20 protein-coding genes are annotated in these 23,569 nt (G+C 64.0%); 3 read left to right on the plus strand and 17 right to left on the minus strand.

The features are described 5' to 3' along the window. Positions 1-180: 180 nt before the first annotated feature. The 4 genes from PG879_RS19325 to PG879_RS19340 form a co-directional block, all read right to left on the minus strand. Positions 181-483, minus strand: a complete 303-nt coding sequence (locus PG879_RS19325; RefSeq protein WP_270830583.1) for a hypothetical protein — start codon at positions 481-483, stop codon at positions 181-183. Between the two features lie 189 nt (positions 484-672). Then, positions 673-1,725, minus strand: coding sequence for a lipocalin-like domain-containing protein (locus PG879_RS19330; protein ID WP_270830585.1), 1,053 nt, complete (start codon positions 1,723-1,725; stop codon positions 673-675). 185 nt (positions 1,726-1,910) lie between these two features. Beyond that, positions 1,911-4,337: an FtsX-like permease family protein gene (locus tag PG879_RS19335; RefSeq protein ID WP_041212868.1), complete on the minus strand. Its 2,427-nt coding sequence runs from the start codon at positions 4,335-4,337 to the stop codon at positions 1,911-1,913. 21 nt (positions 4,338-4,358) lie between these two features. Beyond that, the gene (locus PG879_RS19340) at positions 4,359-5,039 is read right to left on the minus strand and encodes an ABC transporter ATP-binding protein (protein ID WP_223952496.1); all 681 of its coding nucleotides are present in this window, start codon (positions 5,037-5,039) and stop codon (positions 4,359-4,361) included. Between the two features lie 152 nt (positions 5,040-5,191). Here PG879_RS19340 and PG879_RS19345 point away from each other — a divergent pair, with 152 nt between their 5' ends. The 3 genes from PG879_RS19345 (at position 5,192) to PG879_RS19355 (ending at position 7,825) form a co-directional block, all read left to right on the plus strand. Next, positions 5,192-5,665 (plus strand): DUF4357 domain-containing protein, encoded by a 474-nt coding sequence (locus PG879_RS19345; protein WP_010674381.1) that lies wholly within the window; start codon positions 5,192-5,194, stop codon positions 5,663-5,665. Between the two features lie 135 nt (positions 5,666-5,800). Beyond that, positions 5,801-7,225, plus strand: a complete 1,425-nt coding sequence (nhaD, locus tag PG879_RS19350) for a sodium:proton antiporter NhaD (RefSeq protein ID WP_041212870.1) — start codon at positions 5,801-5,803, stop codon at positions 7,223-7,225. Between the two features lie 33 nt (positions 7,226-7,258). Continuing rightward, a complete protein-coding gene (locus tag PG879_RS19355; protein WP_041212871.1) occupies positions 7,259-7,825 on the plus strand; it encodes a pyridoxamine 5'-phosphate oxidase family protein in 567 nt (188 codons plus the stop codon). Between the two features lie 59 nt (positions 7,826-7,884). Here the strand turns inward: PG879_RS19355 and PG879_RS19360 are convergent, their stop codons facing one another. The 13 genes from PG879_RS19360 to PG879_RS19420 all read right to left on the minus strand — a co-directional run bounded on the left by PG879_RS19360 (position 7,885) and on the right by PG879_RS19420 (position 23,195). Next, positions 7,885-9,081 (minus strand): Bcr/CflA family multidrug efflux MFS transporter, encoded by a 1,197-nt coding sequence (locus PG879_RS19360; protein ID WP_010674385.1) that lies wholly within the window; start codon positions 9,079-9,081, stop codon positions 7,885-7,887. Between the two features lie 52 nt (positions 9,082-9,133). Then, positions 9,134-10,822, minus strand: a complete 1,689-nt coding sequence (locus PG879_RS19365; protein WP_052814854.1) for a 6-pyruvoyl-tetrahydropterin synthase-related protein — start codon at positions 10,820-10,822, stop codon at positions 9,134-9,136. 69 nt (positions 10,823-10,891) lie between these two features. Further along, complete coding sequence (locus tag PG879_RS19370; RefSeq protein ID WP_223952515.1) at positions 10,892-12,154, minus strand: hypothetical protein; 1,263 nt, start codon at positions 12,152-12,154, stop codon at positions 10,892-10,894. A gap of 106 nt (positions 12,155-12,260) precedes the next feature. Then, on the minus strand, positions 12,261-12,821 hold the full coding sequence (locus tag PG879_RS19375) for a hypothetical protein (protein WP_052814856.1): 561 nt from the start codon (positions 12,819-12,821) through the stop codon (positions 12,261-12,263). 47 nt (positions 12,822-12,868) lie between these two features. Then, positions 12,869-14,293 carry an FAD-dependent oxidoreductase gene (locus PG879_RS19380; RefSeq protein WP_052814857.1) on the minus strand — a complete coding sequence of 475 codons (1,425 nt, stop codon included), beginning with the start codon at positions 14,291-14,293 and terminating at the stop codon, positions 12,869-12,871. Positions 14,294-14,368: 75 nt separating this feature from the next. Further along, on the minus strand, positions 14,369-15,208 hold the full coding sequence (locus PG879_RS19385; RefSeq protein ID WP_139737696.1) for an FTR1 family iron permease: 840 nt from the start codon (positions 15,206-15,208) through the stop codon (positions 14,369-14,371). Beyond that, a complete protein-coding gene (locus PG879_RS19390) occupies positions 15,208-18,168 on the minus strand; it encodes a YncE family protein (RefSeq protein ID WP_270830584.1) in 2,961 nt (986 codons plus the stop codon). Before PG879_RS19390 ends, PG879_RS19385 begins: the two co-directional genes overlap by 1 nt. Positions 18,169-18,172: 4 nt before the next feature. Further along, positions 18,173-18,622 carry a hypothetical protein gene (locus PG879_RS19395; RefSeq protein ID WP_041212878.1) on the minus strand — a complete coding sequence of 150 codons (450 nt, stop codon included), beginning with the start codon at positions 18,620-18,622 and terminating at the stop codon, positions 18,173-18,175. Positions 18,623-18,740: 118 nt separating this feature from the next. Continuing rightward, complete coding sequence (locus PG879_RS19400; RefSeq protein WP_010674393.1) at positions 18,741-19,226, minus strand: YqhA family protein; 486 nt, start codon at positions 19,224-19,226, stop codon at positions 18,741-18,743. Between the two features lie 82 nt (positions 19,227-19,308). Beyond that, positions 19,309-20,010, minus strand: coding sequence for a peptidase (locus tag PG879_RS19405; protein ID WP_010674394.1), 702 nt, complete (start codon positions 20,008-20,010; stop codon positions 19,309-19,311). A 31-nt stretch (positions 20,011-20,041) separates the two neighbouring features. After that, complete coding sequence (locus PG879_RS19410; RefSeq protein WP_010674395.1) at positions 20,042-20,842, minus strand: transglutaminase family protein; 801 nt, start codon at positions 20,840-20,842, stop codon at positions 20,042-20,044. Beyond that, on the minus strand, positions 20,839-21,765 hold the full coding sequence (locus tag PG879_RS19415; protein WP_041212880.1) for an alpha-E domain-containing protein: 927 nt from the start codon (positions 21,763-21,765) through the stop codon (positions 20,839-20,841). The genes PG879_RS19410 and PG879_RS19415 overlap by 4 nt, the downstream gene beginning before the upstream one ends. Beyond that, complete coding sequence (locus PG879_RS19420) at positions 21,759-23,195, minus strand: circularly permuted type 2 ATP-grasp protein (protein ID WP_041212881.1); 1,437 nt, start codon at positions 23,193-23,195, stop codon at positions 21,759-21,761. Before PG879_RS19420 ends, PG879_RS19415 begins: the two co-directional genes overlap by 7 nt. Positions 23,196-23,569 lie beyond the last annotated feature (374 nt).

Genomic DNA, 23,569 nt, shown 5'->3' on the forward strand with positions numbered 1-23,569 from the left:
GAAGTGCGCACTAAAGTAGCGTAAACAAGACACCGGTTTGAGGCCGGTGTCAGGTGATAACTAGATCTGTACAAACAGGCAGTCGTTGGCGTTTATATCCAGCCAAACGGTCGAGTAATAAACCATTAGGGAAGGTGAGAACAAGTACCCTCCACAACAAAACTGAAAATTTTAGTCGATTTAATTCAAATGCTTACAAAGGCGTATTTTTGTACTTGGTGACTTATTCGCACCTTCCCTAAATGAGCAGATTCCAGTTTCTGATAACTGTTTTTTTATAACGTCATGATAGTATTCTCTTTCTTCTTTCGGAAATGGATAGCGATCCCATACAGCATCCAGAACTTCTGAGAATGAAGATTCGCCTTCAAATGGATCGTTCAACGAAGCTGGTGTGGCGAACCACAGTTCACGATTTAGGAGCAGTTCCAAACAGCTTTTATCGAGTTTTCGATATTTAAATAAAATTCTCGGATGTAACATTTCATCTCTTTGAATATAACAATGTGTTAATGGAGGATGAGCAAAGCCACAGGTGATCCTTGGGGTTTTGGGCAGTAGGGGAAGGGCCGTCTGGGTAAGGTATCAAGTACGAGAAATTCTGTTGAGAAAAAAACCATCTAAAGCATGGAATCTGAATGATTTTTTGAAGGCGATCTGATTTCAAGGCGGTCAATATCCCGTCATTTCCAGATAGCCGACGCCTTTGGCGTCCCCCGAGACTAAGACCGCCCCTTCCCAGTAGTCAAAACGCCCCGTCATGGCCTGATTGGGCTGGCGCGCCTGGATGGTGAGCTTGATATCGGCGGCTTCCAGCTGCCACTCGATGGGGTAGGCTTGCCCCTTGGGGCCGCGCCAGGTCTTGCCGGGAGTGAGGCGGATGTGATCTGGGCTCAGCACCCGGCTGCTGCCGTCCCGTTCAATCAGGATGCCGTAGCGGTTCTCGGGCTTGTTTTCGGAATGGGCGCGGCCCGATTTGGTGCGCAGGCGAAACAGCATCAGCTCGCGGCCATCTTCAAATTGCAGCGAAAACCAGTCCCAGCCCGATTGCCACTCGGCCAATACCGAGCTGCTCCACTCGTGATCAAACCAACCCTCACCGCTGACGTTGCGGGTCTCCCCATCCAGGGTCAGGGTGCCGCTGATGGTCAGGCGCGGGTAGGAGTAGTAGAAGGAGGCGTTGCCCGGGCTCTTCTCGCTGTAACCCTGTTTGCCCTGTAGCACCGCCGGCTTGGCGGCGCTCACCTTCACATCAAGCTCCCCCGCCTTGCTTTGCACCTTGAGGGTGGCGGGAAAAAGCGCTTCGCCCTGAGAGGCCAGCACCCACTCTTTCAGCCAATACTGACCGCCGCTGGCACCGGCGAGCCCTGGCCCCTGGCGGCTGGTGCGCTCGTCCTGCTGGTGGCTGCCTTTGCTCACATCCGTGATGGCGAACTGGGCCAGCCAGAGCTGGGGGGTGAGCCAGGGGTTCTCCGATGTGATCTCCTGCTCGATGCCTTGGCGAAACAGGGTCCACTGCATGCCGTAATCGCGCCCCTGCTCGTCTTTCAGGTTGCCGGTGAGATACCACCACTCGGAGCGGTAGTCGGGGTGGGCACCGTGATCCACGGACAGGTTGATGGACTGACCCGGCAGTGCCTTTTTGAAGTGATCGCTGCCGCCGCCAAGGATGCTCCCCAAATCGCTGGCCTGCGCGTTGCCGCTTATGGCAATAAGCGGGATCAAGGGGGCTGCAAGCCACAGGGTCCGTAAAGAGGACAAGATTTCCCTCACCCTGGCCCTCTCCCGAAGGGAGAGGGGATGGTTCACGATAGCTCTGTGCGCTTCTCTGCGTTGAATCAAGGGCGGTGACAGGGATCTGGTCAATGGGAACGTCAAGCCATGGCTGAGCCAGTGCGCCAACCGATATTTCATACCACTCTCCTTGCGGCGTACCAGGAGGCGAGCGCGCCACAGACGGGGGCGAGCAGGAGCGCCGTGACGGCGTGCAAGGGGGCGGCCTCGAAGGCCAGCCGCCAGCCAAAGGCGCGGGGGTTGACCACCTCGATGAGCACCCAGGCAAGGCCATAGCCCACCGGCAGGGCCAACAGCGCGGTGAGCAGCCCGAGGCCCGCCCCTTGCCACACCAGCAGCCGGCGGCAGTGGCGCGGGCTCAGGCCAAGGCTTTGCAGGGTCTGCAACTCGCCGCGCCGGGCCAGCCCCAGCACCATAAAGGCCGAGCCGATGCCGACGAAGGCGATCCCCAGAATGAGCAACTTCAATAGCTCGGTCACCACGAAGGTCTGATCGAACACCTTGAGGGCTGCGGCGTGGATGGCGGGGGCGGGCAACAGGTTCACCTGCTCACCAAACTGGCTCCTGAGCCTGTCACCAAGGTGCTCGGGATCCGGGCTGAAGAGGGCCAGGGATTGCACCTTGCCCCCTTCGAAGGCGTGCAGTATCTGCCCCTTGTCGCTGCCGTAATCCTGATAGACGCCGGTGACGGTGAAAGCCCTCGGCCCCCCTTCGCTGGTTACCTCGAGGCGCTGGCCCACCCTGACCCCGAGACGTACCGTCAGCGGTTCGCTCGCCAGCACCTCGTCGGGAGCAGCGGGCCAGCGCCCGGCCAACAGGGGATAGGCGGCTTTGAGCTCGGGGATAAAGTCCATCTGCGCCCACTCGATGGGCTGCCCCTGCCAGCGGGCGGGGAGCACGGCGCGGCGGGAGGCGGCGCGCACATCTGGCGAGGCGAGGATGGTGTTGAGGGTCTGCTCGCCGAGTGCGCCCCTGCTGCCGGCCACCCCCTTGGGAGCGGTGACGTAGAGATCGGCGGCCAGGCGCTGGCCGAGCCAGATCTCCACGCTCGAGCGAAAGCTCGACACCATGACCCCGATGCCGATGGCCGCGGCGATGGCCAGTTGCAGCGCCATCACCGCGATGGCGGTGCGATCCAGGTGATAGAGGGTTTCTGCCACCCCGAGCCGGGCGGTGAGGGGGCCGCGTGCACGCAGCCGCCCCAGCAAGGAGCGAAGGGCATCGGGCAGCAGGAGGGCCATGGCGAGCAGCCAGCCTCCGGCCACGAAGAGGGCGCCGCCAAGGCCGGTGGCGGGCTGCCACAGACACAGGGCGCACAGCAGCAGAATGACGATGGCAAGCCCCCGGCGTTGCCAGGGGTGAGCCGGTGGGCGACTGTTGCCCTCTCGCAGCGCAAGGGGGGATTGGCGCAGCAGTTGCCACCAGCCGGGCAGGTTGGCGGCAAGCATCCCCAGAAGGCCAATCACCAGCGCCTTGCCAAGGCTCGTCGGGGAGAGGCGCAGCAGGTCGATGGGGTTGGGGCCATAAAGGTCGGCCAGCGCCTGGGTGAGCTGCCCCATCAGGGCGAGGGCCAGCAGGCTGCCGAGCAACAGCCCGAGCAGAGTGCCGAGGGTGGCGAGGATCAGGATCTCCAGGGTCAGCCAGCGCAGCACCCGGCGCGGCGGCATCCCGAGGATGATGAGCTGGGCGAGCAGGGGGCGGCGCACGCTCTGCACGAAGCGCTGGGCGTTGAACACCAAGAACAATCCCACCGCCATGGCGAGCAGGGAGAGGGCGGTAAGGTTCAGCGCCAGCGCATCTCCGAGCTGGCTGGCATCGAGGGCCGGGCTGATGGGCTCAAGCCAGAGGGGCTGATGGGGGGCATAGGATTGCAGGGCCGCCTGCAAGGCTCTTTGCAAGGTATGGGCCTCTTGCTCGCTGAGTTTGAAGACGATGCGATCCAGTCTGCCTTCCTTGCCAAGCAGGGGCTGGGCGAGGCCGATGTCGGTCACCAGCAGCCGCTCCATGGGGACGGCGCCGGGCTCGAAGGTGCCCGCCAGGGTCAGAGTCAGGGGGCGTTGCCCCTCATCCCCCAGCACAAAGGTTCGCGACTGGCCCGCTTGCCAGTCAAGGCGCCTCGCCTCGGGGGCGGCCAGCCAGACGCTGTCGGCGCGATTCAACGAGACATCGGGTTGGCTGTCAGGCGCATCGCCAAAGAGGCGGCGCAGGGGGCCGGGGTTGAAGAGATCCATCCCCAGCAACTGGAAGCTGTGCCCCTGCTCGTCCTTGAGCCAGGCGTGAAGCTCTGGCATGGCGTCAAGGTTCGGCTGGCTTCGCACCAGCCTCACGTAGACTTGCTCATCCAGGCCACCCTGGGGGGCCAGGCGGTAGTTGGCCTCCCCGGCGAGCTGGCTGCGGGCGGCGACGAAGTTGGTGCGGGCGCTGTGGTTCAAGAGCTCGATGGCCACCACCAGGGTGACCCCGAGGGTGAGCCCGGCCAGGCTCATCAAGAGCAACCAGGGGTGAGCGCGATAGAGGCGCAGCAGCGCCTTGAGCGGCAACATCAGCAGGCCCCCCGGCAGACGTCAGCCATGGCGGCGCCCCTTGAGCTCGACCAGCTGCCCCCCTTCAAGGCGCAGCACCCGATCCGCCAGGTCGCCATAGCCCGGGTTGTGGCTCACCAGCAAGAGACCGGCGCCGGTATAGCGCACCGCGCTCATCATCAGGGCCATCACCTGCTCGGCGTTGTGTTCATCAAGGCTCCCGGTGGGTTCGTCGGCGAGCAGCCAACGGGGCTGATGAATGAGGGCTCGGGCCAGCGCCACCCGCTGGCGCTGGCCGCCGGAGAGCTGTTCCGGCCAGGCGTGGCGTTTGTGGCCCATGCCAAGGCGCGCGAGCAGGGCATCGAGGCGCCCATCGTCCTGGGGCAGGTTGTTTATCTGAAGGGGCAGGGCGAGGTTCTCGGCCACGGTCAGGGTCGGCAGCAGGTTGAAATCCTGATAGACGATGCCGAAATGGCGCCCGCGAAGCCGGGCCCGCTCGTCTGTCGGCAGGGTGTCGAGACGGGTATCTTTCAGCCAGATCTCCCCCTCGTCCGGGGCGATGAGACCGGCGATGAGGTTGAGCAGGGTGGACTTGCCACAGCCGCTTTGCCCCAGCAGCAGGCAGGTTTCCCCCGGGGTGAGGGCGAGATCCAGCCCCTCAAACAGGGGGAGCGTCTCGCCGCCGTTGGCGAAGCGTTTACTGAGGTTGCGCAGGCTAAGCATGGGATAACCGTTTGATGGTCAATGGCTTTCACAATGTCCGTCACTATGCCAGTTAGTGATCGCGCCTGCAAAAGGGATGGGGATCCTCGCTGGATCCCGCTTGCCTGAGGTGGTTAGAATAGGGCCTTCCATGGGTCACAGGATGAGCAAGGATGTTACACAAGCAAGTCAGTTTTATCGTCGACAGCAAGGGCGTCAAGCAGGCTGCCGTGGTCCCCATCGATATCTACAACGAGCTGATGACCCTGCAAAAGGCCCTCTCCGACAACAAGCCGGGGGAGCGCGAGCTCTACCACTTCAACGGCAAGGGGGCAGAGGCCCATGGTTATCCGGTGGGCAAGCGGCAAAACCCCGGTTTCATGGTCCAGGCGGGCTCCACCGCCAACGGCGAGGATGCGGCCTCCCTGCGCGAGGCGGTGATCGAGCTGCGCCAGGAGCTGCTGGGCAAGGGGGTGCTCGTTCCCCACCCCGAAGGGGGCTTCATCTTTACCGCCGATCAGCTCTTCAACAGCCCGAGCCTGGCCGCGAGCCTGGTGGCGGGCAACAACCGAAGCGGGCTGGATGCCTGGCAAAACAGCGCAGGCTACACCCTCAAGCAATCGGGTTTTGGCAAGAAGACCTCCTGATGACGGGGCCCGGCAACGGGCCTCGCTCATGTTTGCCTTAGTGCCCGCGGCGGGCCGCTCATCAGGATGACAAGGAGGGCGGCTTCCCTTTGCGCTGCTAGCCTCAATGCCAGACGCCTGCCAGGAGATGCCGCCATGTCTGGACTCCTTCGCCTCGTGCCCGGGACGGCCCTGCTCAGTGCCCCCGCCGCTGCGGGCAACGGCCCCCTCGATCTGACCCACAGCGGGGTCGGGCTCTTCGCCCTCGCCATCTTCGCCCTGGCTTATGCCCTGGTGATGGCCGAGGAGTACCTGAAGCTGCGAAAGTCCAAGCCGGTGCTGGTGGCCGCCGGCATCATCTGGATAGCCATCGGCCTGGTCTATACGGGGCAGGGGCAAAGCGAGCTGGTTCAGGCCGGTTTTCGGCACAACCTGCTGGAGTATGCCGAACTGATGCTCTTCTTGCTGGTGGCCATGACCTATGTGAACGCCATGGAGGACAGGCTGCTGTTCGCCGTGCTGCGGGTACGCCTGGTGCAGGCGGGATTCAGCCTGCGTACGCTCTTCTGGCTCACCGGTTTTCTCGCCTTTTTCATCTCCCCCGTGGTGGACAACCTCACCACGGCGCTGCTGATGTGCTCAGTGGTGCTCAACGTGGCCAACGGGGAGCGCCGCTTCATCAACCTGGCCTGCATCAACATCGTCGTGGCAGCCAATGCGGGCGGCGCCTTCAGCCCCTTTGGCGACATCACCACCCTGATGGTGTGGCAGGCGGGCAAGGTGCCGTTCCAGCAGTTCTTGCTGCTCTTCATCCCCGCCCTGCTCAACTTCCTGGTGCCGGCCACCCTGATGAGCCTGATGGTGCCCCGTCTGGTGCCCGCCATGCCGGGCGAGATGGTGGTGCCAAGGCGCGGCGCCGTTGTCATCGTGCTGCTCTTTGTACTCACCATAGTGACCGCAGTCGCCTGCCATCACTTCCTGGGGCTGCCCCCCGTGCTCGGCATGATGATGGGGCTGGGCTACCTGCAATTTTTCAGTTTCTATCTGCGAAAGACCCAGCCCGTCACCCTGGCCCGGGCACGGGCGCTGTATGAGCGCACCGGGGACGAGGCCAGGCTGCTGCGTCTGGGCTCGGTGGTGCCGTTCGATGTGTTCAACAAGATTGCCAAGGCGGAGTGGGACACCCTGCTCTTCTTCTACGGGGTGGTGATGTGCGTCGGCGGCCTCGGGTTTATGGGGTATCTGGCGCTTGCCTCCCATTTCCTCTATGACGGTGGCGATCCGACCCTGGCCAACGTCGTCATCGGCCTGCTCTCCGCCCTGATCGACAACATTCCGGTGATGTTCGCCGTGCTCTCCATGGAGCCGCAGATGAGCACGGGGCAGTGGCTGCTGGTGACATTGACCACCGGGGTGGGGGGCAGTCTGCTTTCGGTCGGCTCCGCCGCCGGGGTGGCCCTGATGGGGCAGGCCAGGGGCATGTATACCTTCGTCGGGCACCTCAAGTGGTTGCCTGCCATTTTGCTTGGCTATATGGTCGGCATAGGGGCGCACCTGTGGCTCAACAGCGCCCTGTTTTAGGCAACCCGGTTCCAGGCACCAGGGAGAGGCAGGATGGGACAACTGTTCGAGGCGCTTTTGCCGCGCCATGTCACCTTTATCGAGGGGCAGAAGATCTTCTTCGTCGGCACGGCGGCTGCGAAGGGATCGGTCAATCTCTCCCCCAAGGGCGGGGATTCGCTGCGCGTCCTCGATGCCCACACCCTGGTCTGGCTCAACCTGACCGGCAGCGGCAACGAGTCCGCGGCCCAGGTGCTGCAACAGCCGCGCATGACGGTGATGTTCTGCGCCTTCGAGGGGGCGCCGCTTATTCTGCGAGCCTATGGCCAGGCACGGGTGCTGCACCGCACTGATCCGCAGTGGCCGTCGTTGCTGGCGCTGTTCCCCCCAAGCGTCGCGGCTCGCCAGATCTTCCTGCTGAACATTGAACGGGTCCAGACGTCGTGCGGCATGTCGGTGCCTCTGTATGAGTACCAGGGAGACAGGGAGGATCTTGCCAACTGGTCCGAGCGGCAGGGCCGGGAGGGGATTGAGGCCTACTGGCGCAAGAAGAACCAGCTAAGCCTGGATGGGCTGGAGAGCGAGATCCTGGCGCGCAGCGGGTTGCAGGCCGATGACTGAGGCCTGCGCCCCGATGCAAAAAGCCCTGTCCATGGACAGGGCTTTTTCATTGCAAGGCATCAGGGGACGCGCTTGCCGCTCAGCAGCCAGTAACTGAGGGCCGACCCCAGGCCGCAACCGGCGATGGCGATGGCCATGGGGAGCGGCGATTCGGGGGGATTGAGGTTGACCAGTACCCCCACCAGGGCCCCAAGGCCAAAGCGCAGGGTACCCGCCAGCGCCGAGGCGGTGCCTGCGGACTGGGGGAAGTGGCCCATCAGGCCGGTCATGGCGTTGGCCCCCACCAGGCTGATGTGGCCGACGAAGAGCACGACGGGGATGACGATGCCCCACAGGCCCCCGGTCTGGCTCCAGGCGTTGTAGATGAGCAGGGCCCCGGCGAGCGGCAGCACGGTCAGGCCGTATCGCAGCATGCGTTCGGCACCCACCCCTTTCACCAGCCGGCTGTTGGCGAAGGTGACCACCATCATCAGCAGGATGTTGAGACCAAAGAGCCAGCCATAGTGCTCGGTCGGCACCTTGAAATACTCGATGTAGACATAGGGGGATGCGCTCAGGAAGGCAAACATGCCGGAGCTCGACAGGGCGCCGCACAGCACATAGCCCATGGCACCACGGTGGGAGAGCACCCCCCAGTAGTTGCGAAGCACCTGCCCGAGTCGCAGGGGCTGCTTGTGCTCGGGTTTGAGGGTCTCCTCAATCTTCCACTGCATCACCAGGCAGATGAGCAGGCTGATGGCCACCAGCAGCCAGAAGATGACCCGCCAGTCGCTGTGAGCGCTGATGTACCCCCCTACCACCGGGGCCACCAGGGGGGCGAGGGTCATCACCAGGATGACGAAGGACATGGCGCGGGAAAACGCATCCTTCTCGAACAGGTCGCGCAGCAGGGCGTTGACCACCACGGAACCCGCGGCGCCCCCTGCGGCCTGCAACATGCGCCAGGCGAGGAGCTCAGGCAGGGAGTCCGCCATGGCGCAGCCCACGGAGGCCACGGCAAACATCGTCAGGCCCGCCAGGATCACCGGCTTTCTGCCGAAGCTGTCGGCGAGCGGCCCGTAAAAGAGCTGGCCGATGGCAAAGCCCCCCAGGAAGGCGCTGATGGTGAGCTGGGCGCCGTCGATGCTGGTAGCCAGATCCCGGGCGATGGCGGGAATGGCGGGCAGATACATGTCCACCGCGAGCGGAGTCAGGCCCGCCAGGGCACCGAGCAGGATGAAGAGGAAACGGGGGGAGAGGGAGCTGGCTTGGGGCATAGGGTATCCGAGTCGTGGGCTGGGCCGGGTTGAGAGGCAGGTGTTGAGTCTATCAGTTTTGGCGGGCGCGATCAGGTGCATCCTGCCCGATGCCCTTTTGTCTGGTGTGGCGCCAGAGCAGCCAGAGCCAGGCAAGCCATCCAAGCAGGGAGAGGGCATTGCCGGTGCGCTCCGGCCATCGTACCGCCAGGGTCAGGGTGAGACTGTGGTGGCCCGCCGGAACCCAGAGTTGCATCAACCCCTGGCGATTGGCGCTCACCGTCAGCGCCAGGTGCCCGTCGAGGCGGGCCTCCCAGCCGGGGTAATGGTATTGGTGCAGGACCAGCCGGGTCGGCACCCGGGCCTTGACCTCCAGCGCCAGGGCGCGGGGTTGCCAGCGGGTCAGGCTCCAGCTCGCGCCTGGCGGTTCGGCGCTGACGGGCGGCTGGAACTCCTCCTTCCAGGCGAGCAGGGTCGGGGCGAACATGCCCCCCGGCACCTGCCTTGGCCTGTATTCCCGGGCACTGCGCTTGCTGTCGAACTCGAATGCCATGGCTTCCCGTTCGGGGGCCTGGGTGAGGGGGGCGTGACGCACATAGGCCAGGGTGGAGAGGAGGGTCAGCAGAAATACTCCCCACCAGAGCCCCTGCCAGAGACGATGGGGCTGGGTGCCGAGCGCCACCACGGCGACCGTGGCAAGGGCGAGCACTAGGTTGAGCCGCCAGGGAAACTGGACCCGCTGCAAGGGGGGAAGCAGGCTCCAGAGAGGCTGGCTCGGGGGCAGCATCATCAGGAAGGCGACGACGCCGATCGCCCCCCAGCACAGCAGCTCGGGGTGGCGCGGCTCCCGGGCGGCGGCCCAGGCGATGAGCAGCAGGACCAGGGTCAGCATGCTCTGCCACGCCAGGTGACCGCGAAAACGCCAGTCCTCCCAGGCGCTGGGCAGGCGGTCGAGAAAGTTGCGCCTGTAGTCGAACATGCCGCCGCGCATCAGCTCCATGGAGATGGCCCCCTGATCCGCCAGGGCGGGCAGCAGCAGGGCGGCTGCCATGCAAAGCCCCACCCCCTGGGCGCCGAGGGCTTGCCAGCAGGGCGTCAGAGTGCGGGTGCGTCTGGTGAACCAGAAGGCGCGCAAGGTGACCAGCCCCATCATGAGCAAGAGGCTGGGGAGGTGGGAGAAGGCCAGCAGCGCCAGCCCCAGGATCAGCAGGGGCAACCCCTGAGGTCGTCCGCGGTGGGCGAGATCCTGCCCCAGCAGGATAAGGGGAGCCCAGGCGAAGGCCCAGAACTCCGCCAGGGCGAAGCGGGCATAGAGATCCATGGCGACATGATAGGGCAGCGCCAAATAGAGCAGGCTGGCGGCCAGGGCCCGGCCAGGGGGCGTGGTGGCACGCAGCCACAGATAGGCAAACACCCCGGAGAGCAGCAGGGCCAGGGTGGCGCTGCCAAGCAAAGGGTAGATGGCTTGCTGGGGGTGGGCACCGGGCCCGGCAAAGAGGGCGCTGACGTAGTAGGGGAGCGGGGGATAGAAGAAGAAGGTGGGGCTACCGAAGCCGCCGTTCATGGCCATCAGCCAGCGGGGATAGAGTTCCCCCTGCCAGAGCTGGCGGGCAAAGTAGTGGCCGGATAGCAGGTGGTGGAACAGATCGTGCCCCTGACTGCCCCCCTGCCACCAGAGCGGCAGCATCAGCAGGGCGCAGGCCAGCAACAGGGCCAGCGCGACCCGGATCCCCTCCCCGGTTCCGCTCGTGTTTCTTTCCATTGCACTGGTTCCTGACAGACCCGGCTGTGAGTGTAGACGAGTCGAGCGATGCCCTCGCAAGCGCCCGGTTCAGCGGGGCAGGGCGAGCCAGAGGCCGGGTTCGGCGTGAAAGCGGGGGGCAAACCAGAGGGTGTCATAAGGGCCTGGTAGCGCCTCTGCCCCCAGGGGGCGGCGGCTGAGGCGGCAGGCCCCCTGGGTGAGCGCAAGGGCGGCATCCCCCCGGTACCAGCCGTCGGTGACGGGCAGGGTTGTGGTTTCCCTAAGCAGCCTCACTCCCCACTGGGTTACCAGCGCCGGGCACGTTTGTTCGGCCAGTCTGGCGGCCCGGGTTATGGCTGGTGCCGCCGGTGGGGTGAGGGTGCAGAGCAGCAACAACAGGGCTCCCAGCATGGCTGGCAGCTCGCCCCGGCGCGGCAGCCAGCCTGCCAGCAGCACGAGGCCAAGCAGGGTGATGGGCGCGAGATGGCGGGGATTGTCCGGATTCTGGCCAAACAGGGTCCAGAGCAGCAGGGCGAGCCAGTAGAGCGTCCAGAGCACGGAGGGGGTCGCATTGTGATCTTTTGACCGTTGCCAGAGTGGCAGTATCAGCAAGGCTCCCATCAACAGGGGCCAGAGCGGGGTGAGCTGATCGTTGAAGGTATTCGCCCAGCTCAGCAGTCGATCCCCGTGGGCTGCCGCCGTGTTGCCCCACAGGGTAAAGTGGCCGTCGGTAAAGCGCCGCCCCTCGCTGAAATAGGCCCAGCCATCGGCCTGCCAGACAAACAGCAGGCAGGCTAGCCCCACCAGCGCGATGGGGAGCACAAACCTGACGCGCGTGCCCTGCTGCGCCATCCCCAGCCAAAGGGGCAGCAGGGCCAGCACGAAGTAGGAGGGACGCAGGGCCAGCATGAGGCCCAACAGCAGACCCGCCAGCGCTATCTTGCGCTGTTGCAAAGCCAGGAGCGCGCCCAGCCAGGCGGCCAGCGCCGGCCCGTCGGACAGGCCGGAGAGGGCGAGCGTCGGGGTGAGCGGCAGGGCTAGTACCAGCAGCCAGACCGGCGCCAGCAGGCTGGGCCGCTGCCACAATCTGACCGCGAGGGAGGCGGCGAGTGGCGCCAGCAAACTGCTCCCCAAGAGGCTGGCCCACTGCACCGCGCGGGCCGGATCGTCCACCGCCAGATTGATCAGCCGCGCCAGCCAGATAAAGGCGGGGTAGCCCGGAAAGTGGGGGGAGAACTCCAGTACGCTGAAGCGCACCACCCCGTGGGCGAAGTTCAGGGCATCGTCGGAATCGAGCGCCACGGGGAAGGTCAGCAGCCAGCCAAGCCAGGCCAGTTGCAGCAGGGCAAGCAAGTAGGGTCGATTAGCGAAGCGTAATCGGCCGTGGCGACGCCCCCCTTCTCCCCTTGCGGGAGAAGGGGTGGGGATGAGGGGGGCCGTCGTCATCGATGAGAGGTCATCAAAGCGGCGCCAGCACGGTCATCAGCGCTTTTTCGGCATCGCCAAAGGCAGCGGCATCGGCAGGTTTGGCACCCACGCCGAACACTCCCGGGTTGCCGATGGCATCGAGCACCTTGGCCAGCGCCTGTTCGGCGGCCTTGCGATCTCCTTCATTGAGGGAGGGGAGGATCAAATCCAAGAAGCGCTTGCTCTTGACCACCAGCACCTTGGCGGTCTGGTAGTCGCCAAGGTTCTGGCTGGCCCCTTCGAGGCGGCGCTCGATCTCCGCCTTGTAGGCCCGGTTGAGCAGGGCCGCGGTAGCCACGGCGTCTTTGGCCTTGATGGCGGCGGCCAGCGGTGCTTGCAGCTCGACCTGGTGGTGCTCTTCCAGATAGGTCAGCTCCTCGGCAATCTCGCTCAAGGTGGCGCTGGCATCCTTGCCGTCAGTGGCGGCGCCCAGCAGTGCCTCGCGGGCATCGATCAGCGGCTCCTTGCCGGCTGCGGCGTAGGAGTAAGCCTGCGCCTGCCCGCTCAGGGTCAGCAGCAGGGTGAGGGCAAGTAAACCCGGGCGGATGGTCATCCTGTTCTCCTTACTTATGCCAAGAGGTTATGCCCATGGCGCGGCACTCAGGCCACGCTCTGGGTTTCAATGACGGTATTTTCGTTGCGATGATTGAAGATGGCGTGACGTCTGTCCACCCCGTCGATCACCATGTCTGCGGCCATCATCCCCATCTCCATGGCGGTGTCGGTGAAGATGTAGCGGAATGTCCCCTGACGGCCGGTCATGATGAGGTTGCCTATCGGCATCAGCGCCTTGATGGCTTCGTTGCGGCGGGCCTGATAACCCAGATCCATCAGCGGATAGGCGTATTCACTGCGCGCTTCGAATGTCTCATCGCCGAGCTTCTGGGTATCGACGCCGAGGCTGTCGAGATCGGCGGTGACCCGGCCGCGCAGATCAGAGAGCGGTGCCTGCCAGGTGGCATCCCCCGGATTGCAGGGGATCTCCAGCATCACCGAGGTCTGGCCTTGGGGCGCCATAAAGGGGCTGCGCCGGCGCGGCTCCTGCAGACGGGTCGCCAGAATATGGGGGTCGGAGAGGTACTGCCAGGTGTTGTCCGACAGGTTCTCCTGTTTGAGGGGCATATTGACGAAGCGAAGCGACCGGTAGTGCAGATCACACGGCAAGCCCAGATGCTGGCAGGTGAGCGGCAGCGGCAGGGTGGAGATCACCTGATCAAAGCGCTCGCTCTGCTCCACGTCATCTTGTTTCCAATAAACCCGTTCGATGCGGCCATCAGCCTGCTCGAGACGGGTGATGGTGGCGCCGGTTTTCAGCTCAACCCCTTCGGCCACCAACCGCTCCCCCAAGGTGGTGAAGATCTGGCCGAAGCCGTACTTGGGATAGCGGTATTTGCGGGCATAGGTGCGCACCGACATGCTGCCGTTGCGCCTTGGCAGCAGGCGGCGTGCCACGTCTTTGAGATCGATCAGGCTGATGCGCTGGCCGGCCCAGTCGGCGGAGAGCTTGTCCGGGTTGATGCCCCACAGCTTGCCGGTGTAGCCCTCGAAGAACTGGCGGTAGAGGGTGCGACCGAAGTGGCTCTGGATCCACTCGGCAAAGCTCGCCTTGGCAAAATCGGTAGGCTTCTTGGCAAAGGGCAACAGCAGCAGATCCTTCACCGCACCGGCCATCAGGGCCAGCGGCGCCGTCTTGAGCAAATTGGGCAGGTTCAAAGGGTAGTCATAGGTGCACCCGCCAAAGCGGATGACGCTCTTTCGCTCGGCGTGGAGCAGGTCGTCCCCCATCAGCTCATCGATAAAGGCGAGCAGCTCGGGGTTCTTGGTGATGAAGCGGTGGCCGCCGTAGTCGAAGCGATACTCCCCGTCGCGCCCCTTGAAGGTCTGGGTGGCGCACATGCCGCCCACCACGCTCTCCTGCTCGAACAGGGTGACCGCAAAACCGGCCTGGCGCAGGCGCCAGGCGGCCATCAAACCGGCAGGGCCGGCACCCAGCACCGCAATATGCTTCTTGTTGTTGTCGTTCATGAGTGTTCCGAAACGGCGTGATAGCTGGGGGAGCCCGCCTGTGCGCGGCTCCCGAACAGAGTGTGATCCCCGGGCTCAGCCCCTGGTCGGGGCGGCGCTCCCCTGGGGGCGATAGCTGCGATGCCAGAGGGTGACAAAGATCATGAGGTAGCAGGCCCAGGTCAGCAACTGCAGGCCGGCCGGTGAGGCGTTGTAGCCAAACAGGGCGCGCAGGAAGGTGCCGAATACCCCCTGATCGTCGAGGATGTGGCTGATGTTGAAGACCGGCGTGGTCCAGAAGGTGATGACGTCCGCTGCCTGCAACATGTTGACGGCGGACGAGAGCAAGCCTGCGGCGATGATGATGATGAGCAGGCCGGTCCAGCGGAAGAAGGGGGCCAGCGCCACCTTGCGGGTGGAGCGCAGCAGCCCCCACACCAGCACCACAGAGACCAGCAGCCCCGCCAGCGCCCCCATCAGCCCCTGGTGCAGATCCACCCCTTGCCCGGAGTAGACCAGGGCCGAGAAGAAGAGCACGGTTTCAAAGCCTTCGCGCATCACCGCCAGAAAGGCGAGCAGCACCAGACCAAACAGGTTGCCACCGTCGATGGCGGCATCGATGCGCGCCGTCATGGCCCCCACCTGGGATTTGGCCTGTTTTTGCATCCAGATAGCCATATAAGTGAGCACCAAGGTGGCGAAGATCAGGATCCCCGCCATCAGCAAATGGTTGTAGCGCTCGCTCTCGAACTGGCTCACCACCACCTGGAACAGGAAGGCGATGACAAGGGAGGCGACAAGACCGAGGCCCACCCCCAGATAGATGAACTTGTTGTAGCGGCTCGCCCCCAGCTTGGCGAGGTAGGAGAGGCAGATGCCGACCAGCAGGAAGGCTTCCAGCCCCTCGCGCAGGGTAATGAGAAAACTTGCGAACATCAGTATTGAGGCTCCGTATCGGGCGTGAGGGGGAGGGGCTGCAGGGTCAGTTGCAGCCGATTGAGTTGCACTATGGGTGGCTCCGGCAAGCTCGGCTCGGCGGCGCGCACCGCATCATTGACCCACTTGGGGTAGGTGCGGAAATTGAGTTTGATATCGGCCTTGAAGGGCCCCTGAGCATCCGCCGGCAGCGGCCAAGCTTCATCGCGCCAGCCATCGGCCGGGATGCGGGTGTCTTCAATGAGCTTGGCGTAGCGCCAGAACTTGAGCCCCACCGGCTTGCCCTCGGCATCGCCAAACACCTTTCTAAATAGCCGTGCATCCTCAGGGACGGCGCCGTTCACCGGCTGGCCGCTTTCAAGCACCAGCTTGCCGCTGGCGTCGGTGACGGTCAGCTCCAGCCAGAGTTCACGGAAATCGGCGACACCGGTGGGCAGGGCGTGGCCGGCGCCGGTATTGGCGACTCTCACTACCAGCGCGGGCTGGCCACTCTGGTTTTCAATGCGGGCCGAGAGGGTGGCGCTGGAGCGCAAGAGCGCCAGGCTCTCCTGCTCGAGGGTTGCACTTCTCAGCCCCACCAGCTGATGCTGGGCACCGGTAAAGTTGTGGCGATAGAGCCGCTCTTTCACGGTGCCGTTTTCGGTGGACTGGCCCGCCACAGGCGCGCCGCCATTGCCCGGCTCGGGGTTCATATGGCAGTCGATGCAGGTGCGCCGTTTGGCGGGATCTTCGGCCTTGGCGAAGCTGGATTTTTCCCACTCGTCCCAGGTGTTGACGATATTGGCGCCGGTGCCCGGGGCAAACTCGTTGTGGCACGACTTGCACAGGGCCGCGTCCCGGTAGAAATCCTTCTGGTAGGAGGCCTTGTGCATGGCGGGGCGGGCGTTGATCTGCCGCTCCGCCAGCCAGTGCTGGAGGCTGCCGCCGGCGGCATCCTCGAACACATAGCTCTCGCGGTCTTTCAAATTGACCGTAAAGGCGCTGTTGCCGCCTGCATCCTCGAGCTTGGTGATGCGATGACAGAGCACGCAGCCTGTGCCTTCTTCCACCACGGGCTCGCCTTTCTGGTGGGCCGCAATGAGCGAAGCCCCACCCTGCTCGAACATGTGGGAGCCCTTGGGCAGATCAGTCTGGCCGTTCATCACCTGCTGGGGCATGTGACAGCCCTGGCACCACTGGCCGAAGGCTTCGCCCTCGGTTTCGCGGGCCAATGCCTGCACCACCTTGTAGTAGGGGTGGGAGTTGCCCATCAGCCGGTGGTTGCTCTCGCTCCAGTCCTGGAACGCCTGTTGGTGGCAGTTCTGGCAGGAGGCGGAGTTGAGCCACTCCTTGGGATGAGTGGTCGGCGCCTTGGCAGGATCCCTGCGCGAGGCATCGAGCCTAAGCCAGTTGGCCAGATAGGGGAGGTTGCCATCACTGGTCACGAAAGCGTGCAGATCCTCCATCATCGCCTGCACCTCGGGATGGGGCCTCGCGGGGTCGACCGGCTCGGCCCCATCGCGGGTGTCATGGCCCATGCCGCCCTGGGTCTGCTGGGTCATGCGCAGGTATTCGCCGATAAAGTCCCCCGCCACCATGTTGGCGAGGTTGGCGTGGCCGTTGATGGCGTTGTCGCCGCTCTGCTGGCGATGGGCCGCCATCAGATAGCGGTTGGTGAAGTTGAACCCGTCCAGATGGCAGGAGTTGCAGCTCATCCAGTTGTCCCCCGCCATGGGGAAGCGGCTGTTGGCGGCAGTATTACCCAGGTTGAACAACCGCTCACCGCGCTTGAGGGCTGCGGGGCGGGGATCGGTCTCTACCAGCTTGGCGAAGTGGGGCACATCGACGGTGACCCGGGCAAACGGGCCGCTGCCGCCGCTATTGAGGCGGGTGAGATCCTGCCCCATGACGTTGTGCACCAGGATGTGGTCGCCATCGATCAGCAGATCGCGCGGATTCTGGCCCGGCAGGTGACGCAAGAGCTGGGTCGCCTTGGCGCCCCCCTGAAACTTCTTGCGGCGGTGGCGGTTGCTGTTCTGCTTGCCGCTGCGCGACAGGTCGAACACCAGCAAGTCTTCGGAACCCGCCAGGGTCAGGTAGACCCGCTTGCCATCGGCGGCGAAGCGCGCCGCGAACGGGTTGGAGACGATCTGGCTGCGGTTGCCGACGCTGGGCAGGTTGATCTGCAAAAAGAGCTGTTTTCTTTCATCGACCCGCTCCTTCTCTTCATCGAGATCGATGATGGAGACGGCCGGGAAGACGGTGCTCTGAAACTGGAAGGGGTGATCGAAACTCCAGAGCACGTGGGGCAGCCAGGCTTCGCTGCCATCGGGGGAGAGGGCGATGCCGTCCAGTAGGCGCGGCAAGCCCTGGGAGTCGCTCGGGGTATCGCTGTGGGTTTCCGCCAGGGTGATGAGCTTGGGCTTGGGGAGGGTAGCGCCCTTCTCAAGCTTGGCGAGATCATAGATGGCGAGCTGGCCTGTCATGGCGTGGGTGAGCAGCAGGCGATCGTCGTCGGTCAATGCCAGCCCGCGGGGAGTCTCGGCGGTTTTTGCATCCAGCTGGAGGTTGCCCGCCCTGTCATAAGCCTGAAGGCGCCCTCCCTCGAACAGCGTGACCCAGAACCACTGCCGCTTGGCATCGAAGATTACGCCATAGGGCCTATGGCCGGTGGGGATCGCCTTTTCCAGCTCGAGTTCATCATCCAAGAGCAGCAGGCGATCGCCGCTGTAATCGGTGACCAGCAGGGTGCCGTCATCGGCGCGGGCCAGCTGGCGCAGATCGCCCCCCAGCTGCACCTCGTTGAGTCGCTTGCCAGTGCCCCGTTCGAGCAGGGTGACGGAGCCAGCACTCTGGTTGGCGGTGACGAGGTGCGGGGCGCTCCCCTCGTCATAGGCAATCATGGCGGTGCCCATCTCCCGGGCCGAGGCGGTCCCCAGCAGCAGGGCGGCCAACATCAGGGATAAGAACAACTTCAACATAAGATCAGGTGCGCCATTTCAAGATGGTCCAGCGCCAGGCGTGGCGCAGCACCAGGGGCGTCAACGCGAGGGCGCTCAGCCAGTGGGCCCAGCTGGCAAGGTTGCCGAGGCTATCCCCCGGGGTGCCGTGCAGCACCAGCACCAGTCCGCTTGCCAGACAGACCAGCAGCAAGGCTTCGATGATGCGCCCCGTGGTGCGCAGAAAAGGCTTGCGGCTTTTGCGCAGCAGGCTGCGATGGGAGAGCCAGAAGGCGCCAAACAGCAAGGGGAACAGGGTGAGCGAGAGGGCGACGTGCAAAAACAGGTTCCAGCGTGCCAGGGACCAGGTCGGCGTCAGGGGTTCCCACAGCAGCAGGCCGGAGAAAAACATCAGATAAAGAGCACCCTCGGCCGCCTGATGGTGATAGGCCAGCCACTGCCAGCAGTGTCGTGGTGAGAGGGAAAGACTCGTCATGGGTGCTCCAGCTCCCGGGCGGTTCAGCCCGGGGCGAGCAAGTTTACAATGCAGTAAGGGTAATGAAAAGAGTTATCAATTCGGCTCTTGATGAATAGACCCTGAATGGCGCCGGGCCCTATTTGTGCTCCGCCAGCCGCTCGGTCACCGCATAGATAAGTGCCGCGGTGGAGAAGGCGAGGAAGACGATGACCGACCACTTCATCTCGATCTCGTTGCCGGTGCCGTCGTCAAGGAAGGCTTTGAGCACCTCGATGCCGGCGATGGTCACCAGAGAGTTGATGACGATGAGCTTGAGGGACGCGAAGTTGATCTTGCTGAGCCAGTTGTCGCCGAGGGCCGCTCGCTGCTCCGGGGTCTTGATGAACTGCACGTAGCCGCAGATGGCCACCAGGATCAGCATCTGGGCCACCAGCACGAAGTCCACCAGGGTGAGTACCCCCGTGATGAGATCCAGATAGTGGATGTCGATGATGTCGCGGCACAGCACATAGAGCTGCATGGCGAACTTCACCATCAGGAGGGCGACACAGATAAGGATGCAGACATAGAAGGGGAACATCATCAACCGGCTGCCGTTGAGCATGACGTTGAAGCGGCGCATGGGAAACTCCATCGAAAAGGAAGGCAGCCAGAATATCCGGAAAGAAAGGAGCGGGAAAGCGCCTTGGCGCCTCCCGCCCGGCCTAGAGGGGGAAAGTGGGCAGGCCCTGGAACAACTGCTGCAACCCCTCGCCCCAGGCCTTTCGCAGCGCCACGAAATGGGGGTTCTGTTCGGTGATGCGGTGCTGGTTCGTCGCCGAGAAGCTGCCCTCGTGATAGACCAGGGCATCCAGGGGCAAGCCCACCGACAGATTGCTGCGCAGGGTCGAGTCGATGGAGATGAGGGCGCACTGCAATGCGGTCTGAAGCGGCGTCTCATGGTGGATGATGCGATCGATGATGGGTTTGCCGTACTTGCTCTCACCAATCTGGAAGTAGGGGGTGTCGGCGCTCGCCTCGATGAAGTTGCCCTCCGGATAGATGTGGAACAGGCGGTGGCGCTCCCCCCGGATCTGCCCCCCCAGCAGGATGTTGCAGCCGAAGTTGATATGGCCCTGCTGCTGACCCCCATCCCGGCTGATGACGGTGCGTATGGTCTGGCCGATGAGGGCGGCAGCCTCGTAGAGGCTGGGGAGGGCAAGGAGCTCCTGCCCCTCCGTCAGCAGGCTGATGACGCTCTGGGTGGTGGCCAGATTGCCCGCGCTTTGCAGCACTATCACCCTGTCCTCCCGGGTGAAGAGGTGCAATTTGCGGAAGGTGGCGATGTGATCCACCCCCGCATTGGTGCGCGAGTCGGACGCAAACACCATGCCGTCTTGCAGGCACATGGCGACGCAATAGGTCATGACCGCGCTCCCGCCAGGACTCTCCCGGTCTTCATTGCTGTTGTCCATCCAGGCGGGTCACCTGCGCCTGGCTCTGCAGCTGCTCGCACCCGCCGCCATAGCGCACGCCGCGCACCGGACAGGCATCCAGATAATCCATGCCGACTGCGAGCTTGAGGTGCTCGCTGGTGGAGCTGGTGAGGTTGGTGACGTCGAACGTGTGCCAGCGCTCCTCGATCCACACCTCGGCCCAGGCGTGCATCGCCACGTGGCTGTTGTCCTGGCTGTAGAGGTAACCGCTCACGTACCGGGCCGGCAGGCCGGCGTGGCGGCAGCAGGTCAGGAAGACATGGGTGTGGTCCTGACAGACGCCGCTGCCCGAAGCAAGTGCCTCGTCGGCGCTGAAGGTGGCATCCGTGCTGCCGGGCTGATAGGGCATCAGCACCAGGATGCGTGCCATCAGGCTCTGCAAGTCGGCCAGGGTCGGCTCCTCTGGCAGGCAGGCCTTCGCGAGATCCTGCAGGGCCGGGGTCGGTCGGGTGAGGGGGGTGGGCCTCAGGTAGCTCAGGGGAGAGATGAGGGAGGACTCCTCATCTTCCGGGGCGTCGTCGCAGATCTCCACCTCCCCGTGGGCGCGGATCAGGATCCCCTCGTGGGGGGACTCCAGGCTTAGCACATGCAGTATGTTGCCGTAACCGTCCGTGGTGCAGGTGGCCTCCCCCGGCAGCTCCAGCTCCCAGGAGAGGATCTGCTGGCGGGCCGTGCTGTGGGGGGTCAGGCGCAGGTACTGGGTGCTGCGGCGCACCACGTCGGCATAGTGGTAGCGGGTCTGGTGATCGATGATGAGTCTCATAATACCTCCAGGTAGGCGGCGTGGATGCTCTGGCCGATGGCGCCGATGTCGCTGAGGAAATCACTCAGGTACTCCTGCATGCCGAGGGCAAAGACATCGTCGATGGCGCCATAGGTCAGATGGGCGTTGAGTATGGTGGTCAGGCGCCGGGGCGTCTGACCGGCGTTGCCCTCGATCTGGGCAAGGATCAGCTCCATCTCGTCGAGACAGGCCCGCAGGGAGCGCGGCACGTCATTGCGCAGGATCAGCAGCTCGGCGATGGAGGCATGGGAGAGCGTCTTGTAGAGGGTCTGGTGGGCCTCGTAAGCGCCCACTGACCGCAACAGGGCGTTCCAGCGGTAGAACTCGCGCACGCTGTCCTCGTCCTCCCGGATCACCTGATACTTCACGGTCAGGATGCGTGCCGTGTTGTCGGCCCGCTCGATGAAGGTGCCAAGGCGCAGGAACCAGAGCACGTCACCGCGCATGATGGTGCCATAGGTGGCGCCGCGAAACTGGTGGGAGCGCTCCTTGATCCAGTCGAAGAACTCCTGGGCCTGGCCGCTGGACAGCCCCGCCTGGCGGCGTCGGCGGATCTCTATCCAGGCGGCGTTGATGCTCTCCCACACCTCACCGGGGATCTTGCCCCGCACGGCGTGGGCGTTGTCCCTGGCCATGCGCAGACAACTGAAGATGCTGCTCGGGTTCTCCTCGTCGAAGCAGAAAAATTGCAGCAGGTTCTCCATGTTCACCTGGCCGTAGCGGGCCAGGAAGGGCTCATGGGTGCCGCTGATGGTGAGAGGCGCCACCAGCTCGCTGTGATCGGCGTCGATGGAGGGCATCAGCGACATGGTCTGGGTGACGTCCAGCATGCGCGCCGTGTTCTCCGCCCGCTCCAGGTGGCGGGACATCCAGTAAAGTTCGCTTGCGGTGCGGCTCAGCATGGGCTGCCCTCCATGACCCAGGTGTCCTTGGTGCCACCACCCTGGGAGGAGTTGACCACCAGGGAGCCTTCGGTGAGGGCGACCCGAGTCAGGCCGCCCGGTACCAGGCGCAGCTCCTGCCCCGTGAGAACGAAGGGGCGCAGATCGATGTGGCGGGGGGCGATACCGGCGTCGACGAAGGTCGGGCAGGTGGAGAGGGAGAGGGTCGGCTGGGCGATGTAGTTGTCCGGCCGCGCCTTGAGCAGCTCGCGAAAACGGGCCAGCTCCTCGCGACTGGCGCAGGGGCCGATAAGCATGCCGTAGCCGCCGGCGCCATGGACCTCCTTGACCACCAGCTCCTCCAGATTGGCCAGCACGTGGGAGAGGGCAGCCGGCTCGCGGCACTGCCAGGTGGGCACGTTGTTGAGAATGGGATCTTCCCCCAGATAGAAGCGGATCATCTCCGGCACATAGGGGTAGATGGACTTGTCATCCGCCACCCCGGTGCCGATGGCATTGGCCAGTACCACGCCGCCGGCGCGGTAGACCGAGAGCAGCCCGGGCACGCCGATGAGGGAGTCCGGGTTGAAGGCGAGGGGATCGAGGAAGTCGTCGTCGATGCGGCGATAGATGACATCCACCCTTTTCAGCCCCGTGGTGGTGCGCATCAGCACCTGGCCATCCTTGACCACCAGATCCGCGCTCTCCACCAGCTCCACCCCCATCTGCTGGGCGAGGAAGCTGTGCTCGAAGTAGGCGCTGTTGAAGCGTCCCGGGGTCATCACCACCACGCAGGGGTTGTCCACAGGGCTGCTCTCGCGCAGGGTCTGCAGCAACAGGGCCGGGTAGCGCTCCACCGGGGCGATGGGCTGGTTGTGAAACAGCTCCGGGAAGAGGCGCATCATCATCTTGCGGTTCTCCAGCATGTAGGAGACCCCGGAGGGGGTGCGCAGGTTGTCCTCCAGCACATAGTACTCACCGTCGTGGTTGCGGATGATGTCGACCCCGGTGATGTGGACATAGGTGTCCCGGTGCAGGTCGACCCCCTGCATGCAGGGCTGGTACTGGGCATTGGTGAGGATCTGGGCGGCCGGGATCACCCCCGCCTTCAGGATGCGCTGATCGTGATAGATGTCGTGCAGAAAGGCGTTGAGGGCGGTGACCCGCTGGCGGATCCCCAGATCCAGGTGTTGCCACTCCCGGGCGGGAATGATGCGGGGAATGCTGTCGAACGGGATGAGGCGCTCGGCGCCGTCCCCGTCTCCGTAGACGTTGAAGGTGATGCCGACCCGGCGAAACAGCAGGTCGGCCTCCTCGCGCTTGCGCTCTATGCTCTTCTCGTCGGTCTGGTGCAGCCACGAGAGGTAGGCGTGGTAATGATCGCGAAACTGGTTGTCGGTGAGCAGCATCTCGTCGTAACAACCGGGTCCGGGGGGCTTGATGGGCAGCATAGGCAACTCCTTGTGACGTCCCTGCGTACATCACAAAGTGCAAGGGCTGTGCCAGCCAATTGAGTCGCTATCGAGGCCAGTGTCAGTAATTTTTCATTCAAAAATCATATGGATGACTTTTATGTCATCACGGGGCAAGGCAGGGCGCACCAGAGTGGTACCCCATAGAGGGTAAGCCTGCGCTATCTTGTGGCAACAGGCCATGAGGGCAAGGGACGGGCGCAGCGGGATGCGGGGGTGGAAGGCGAGCGCCCTTGCCCCGAGGTGGGGCAGGGGGTAAGAAAGAACCCGGCCGATGGCCGCAATGCTGTTCACTTAAGCGGAGCCGCATTGCGATTTACCGGAAAACGGGTCTTTGATATCTTCACCGCCCT

This window comes from Aeromonas sp. QDB63 (genome assembly GCF_027707425.1).
In the GTDB taxonomy this organism is placed as follows: domain Bacteria; phylum Pseudomonadota; class Gammaproteobacteria; order Enterobacterales; family Aeromonadaceae; genus Aeromonas; species Aeromonas caviae.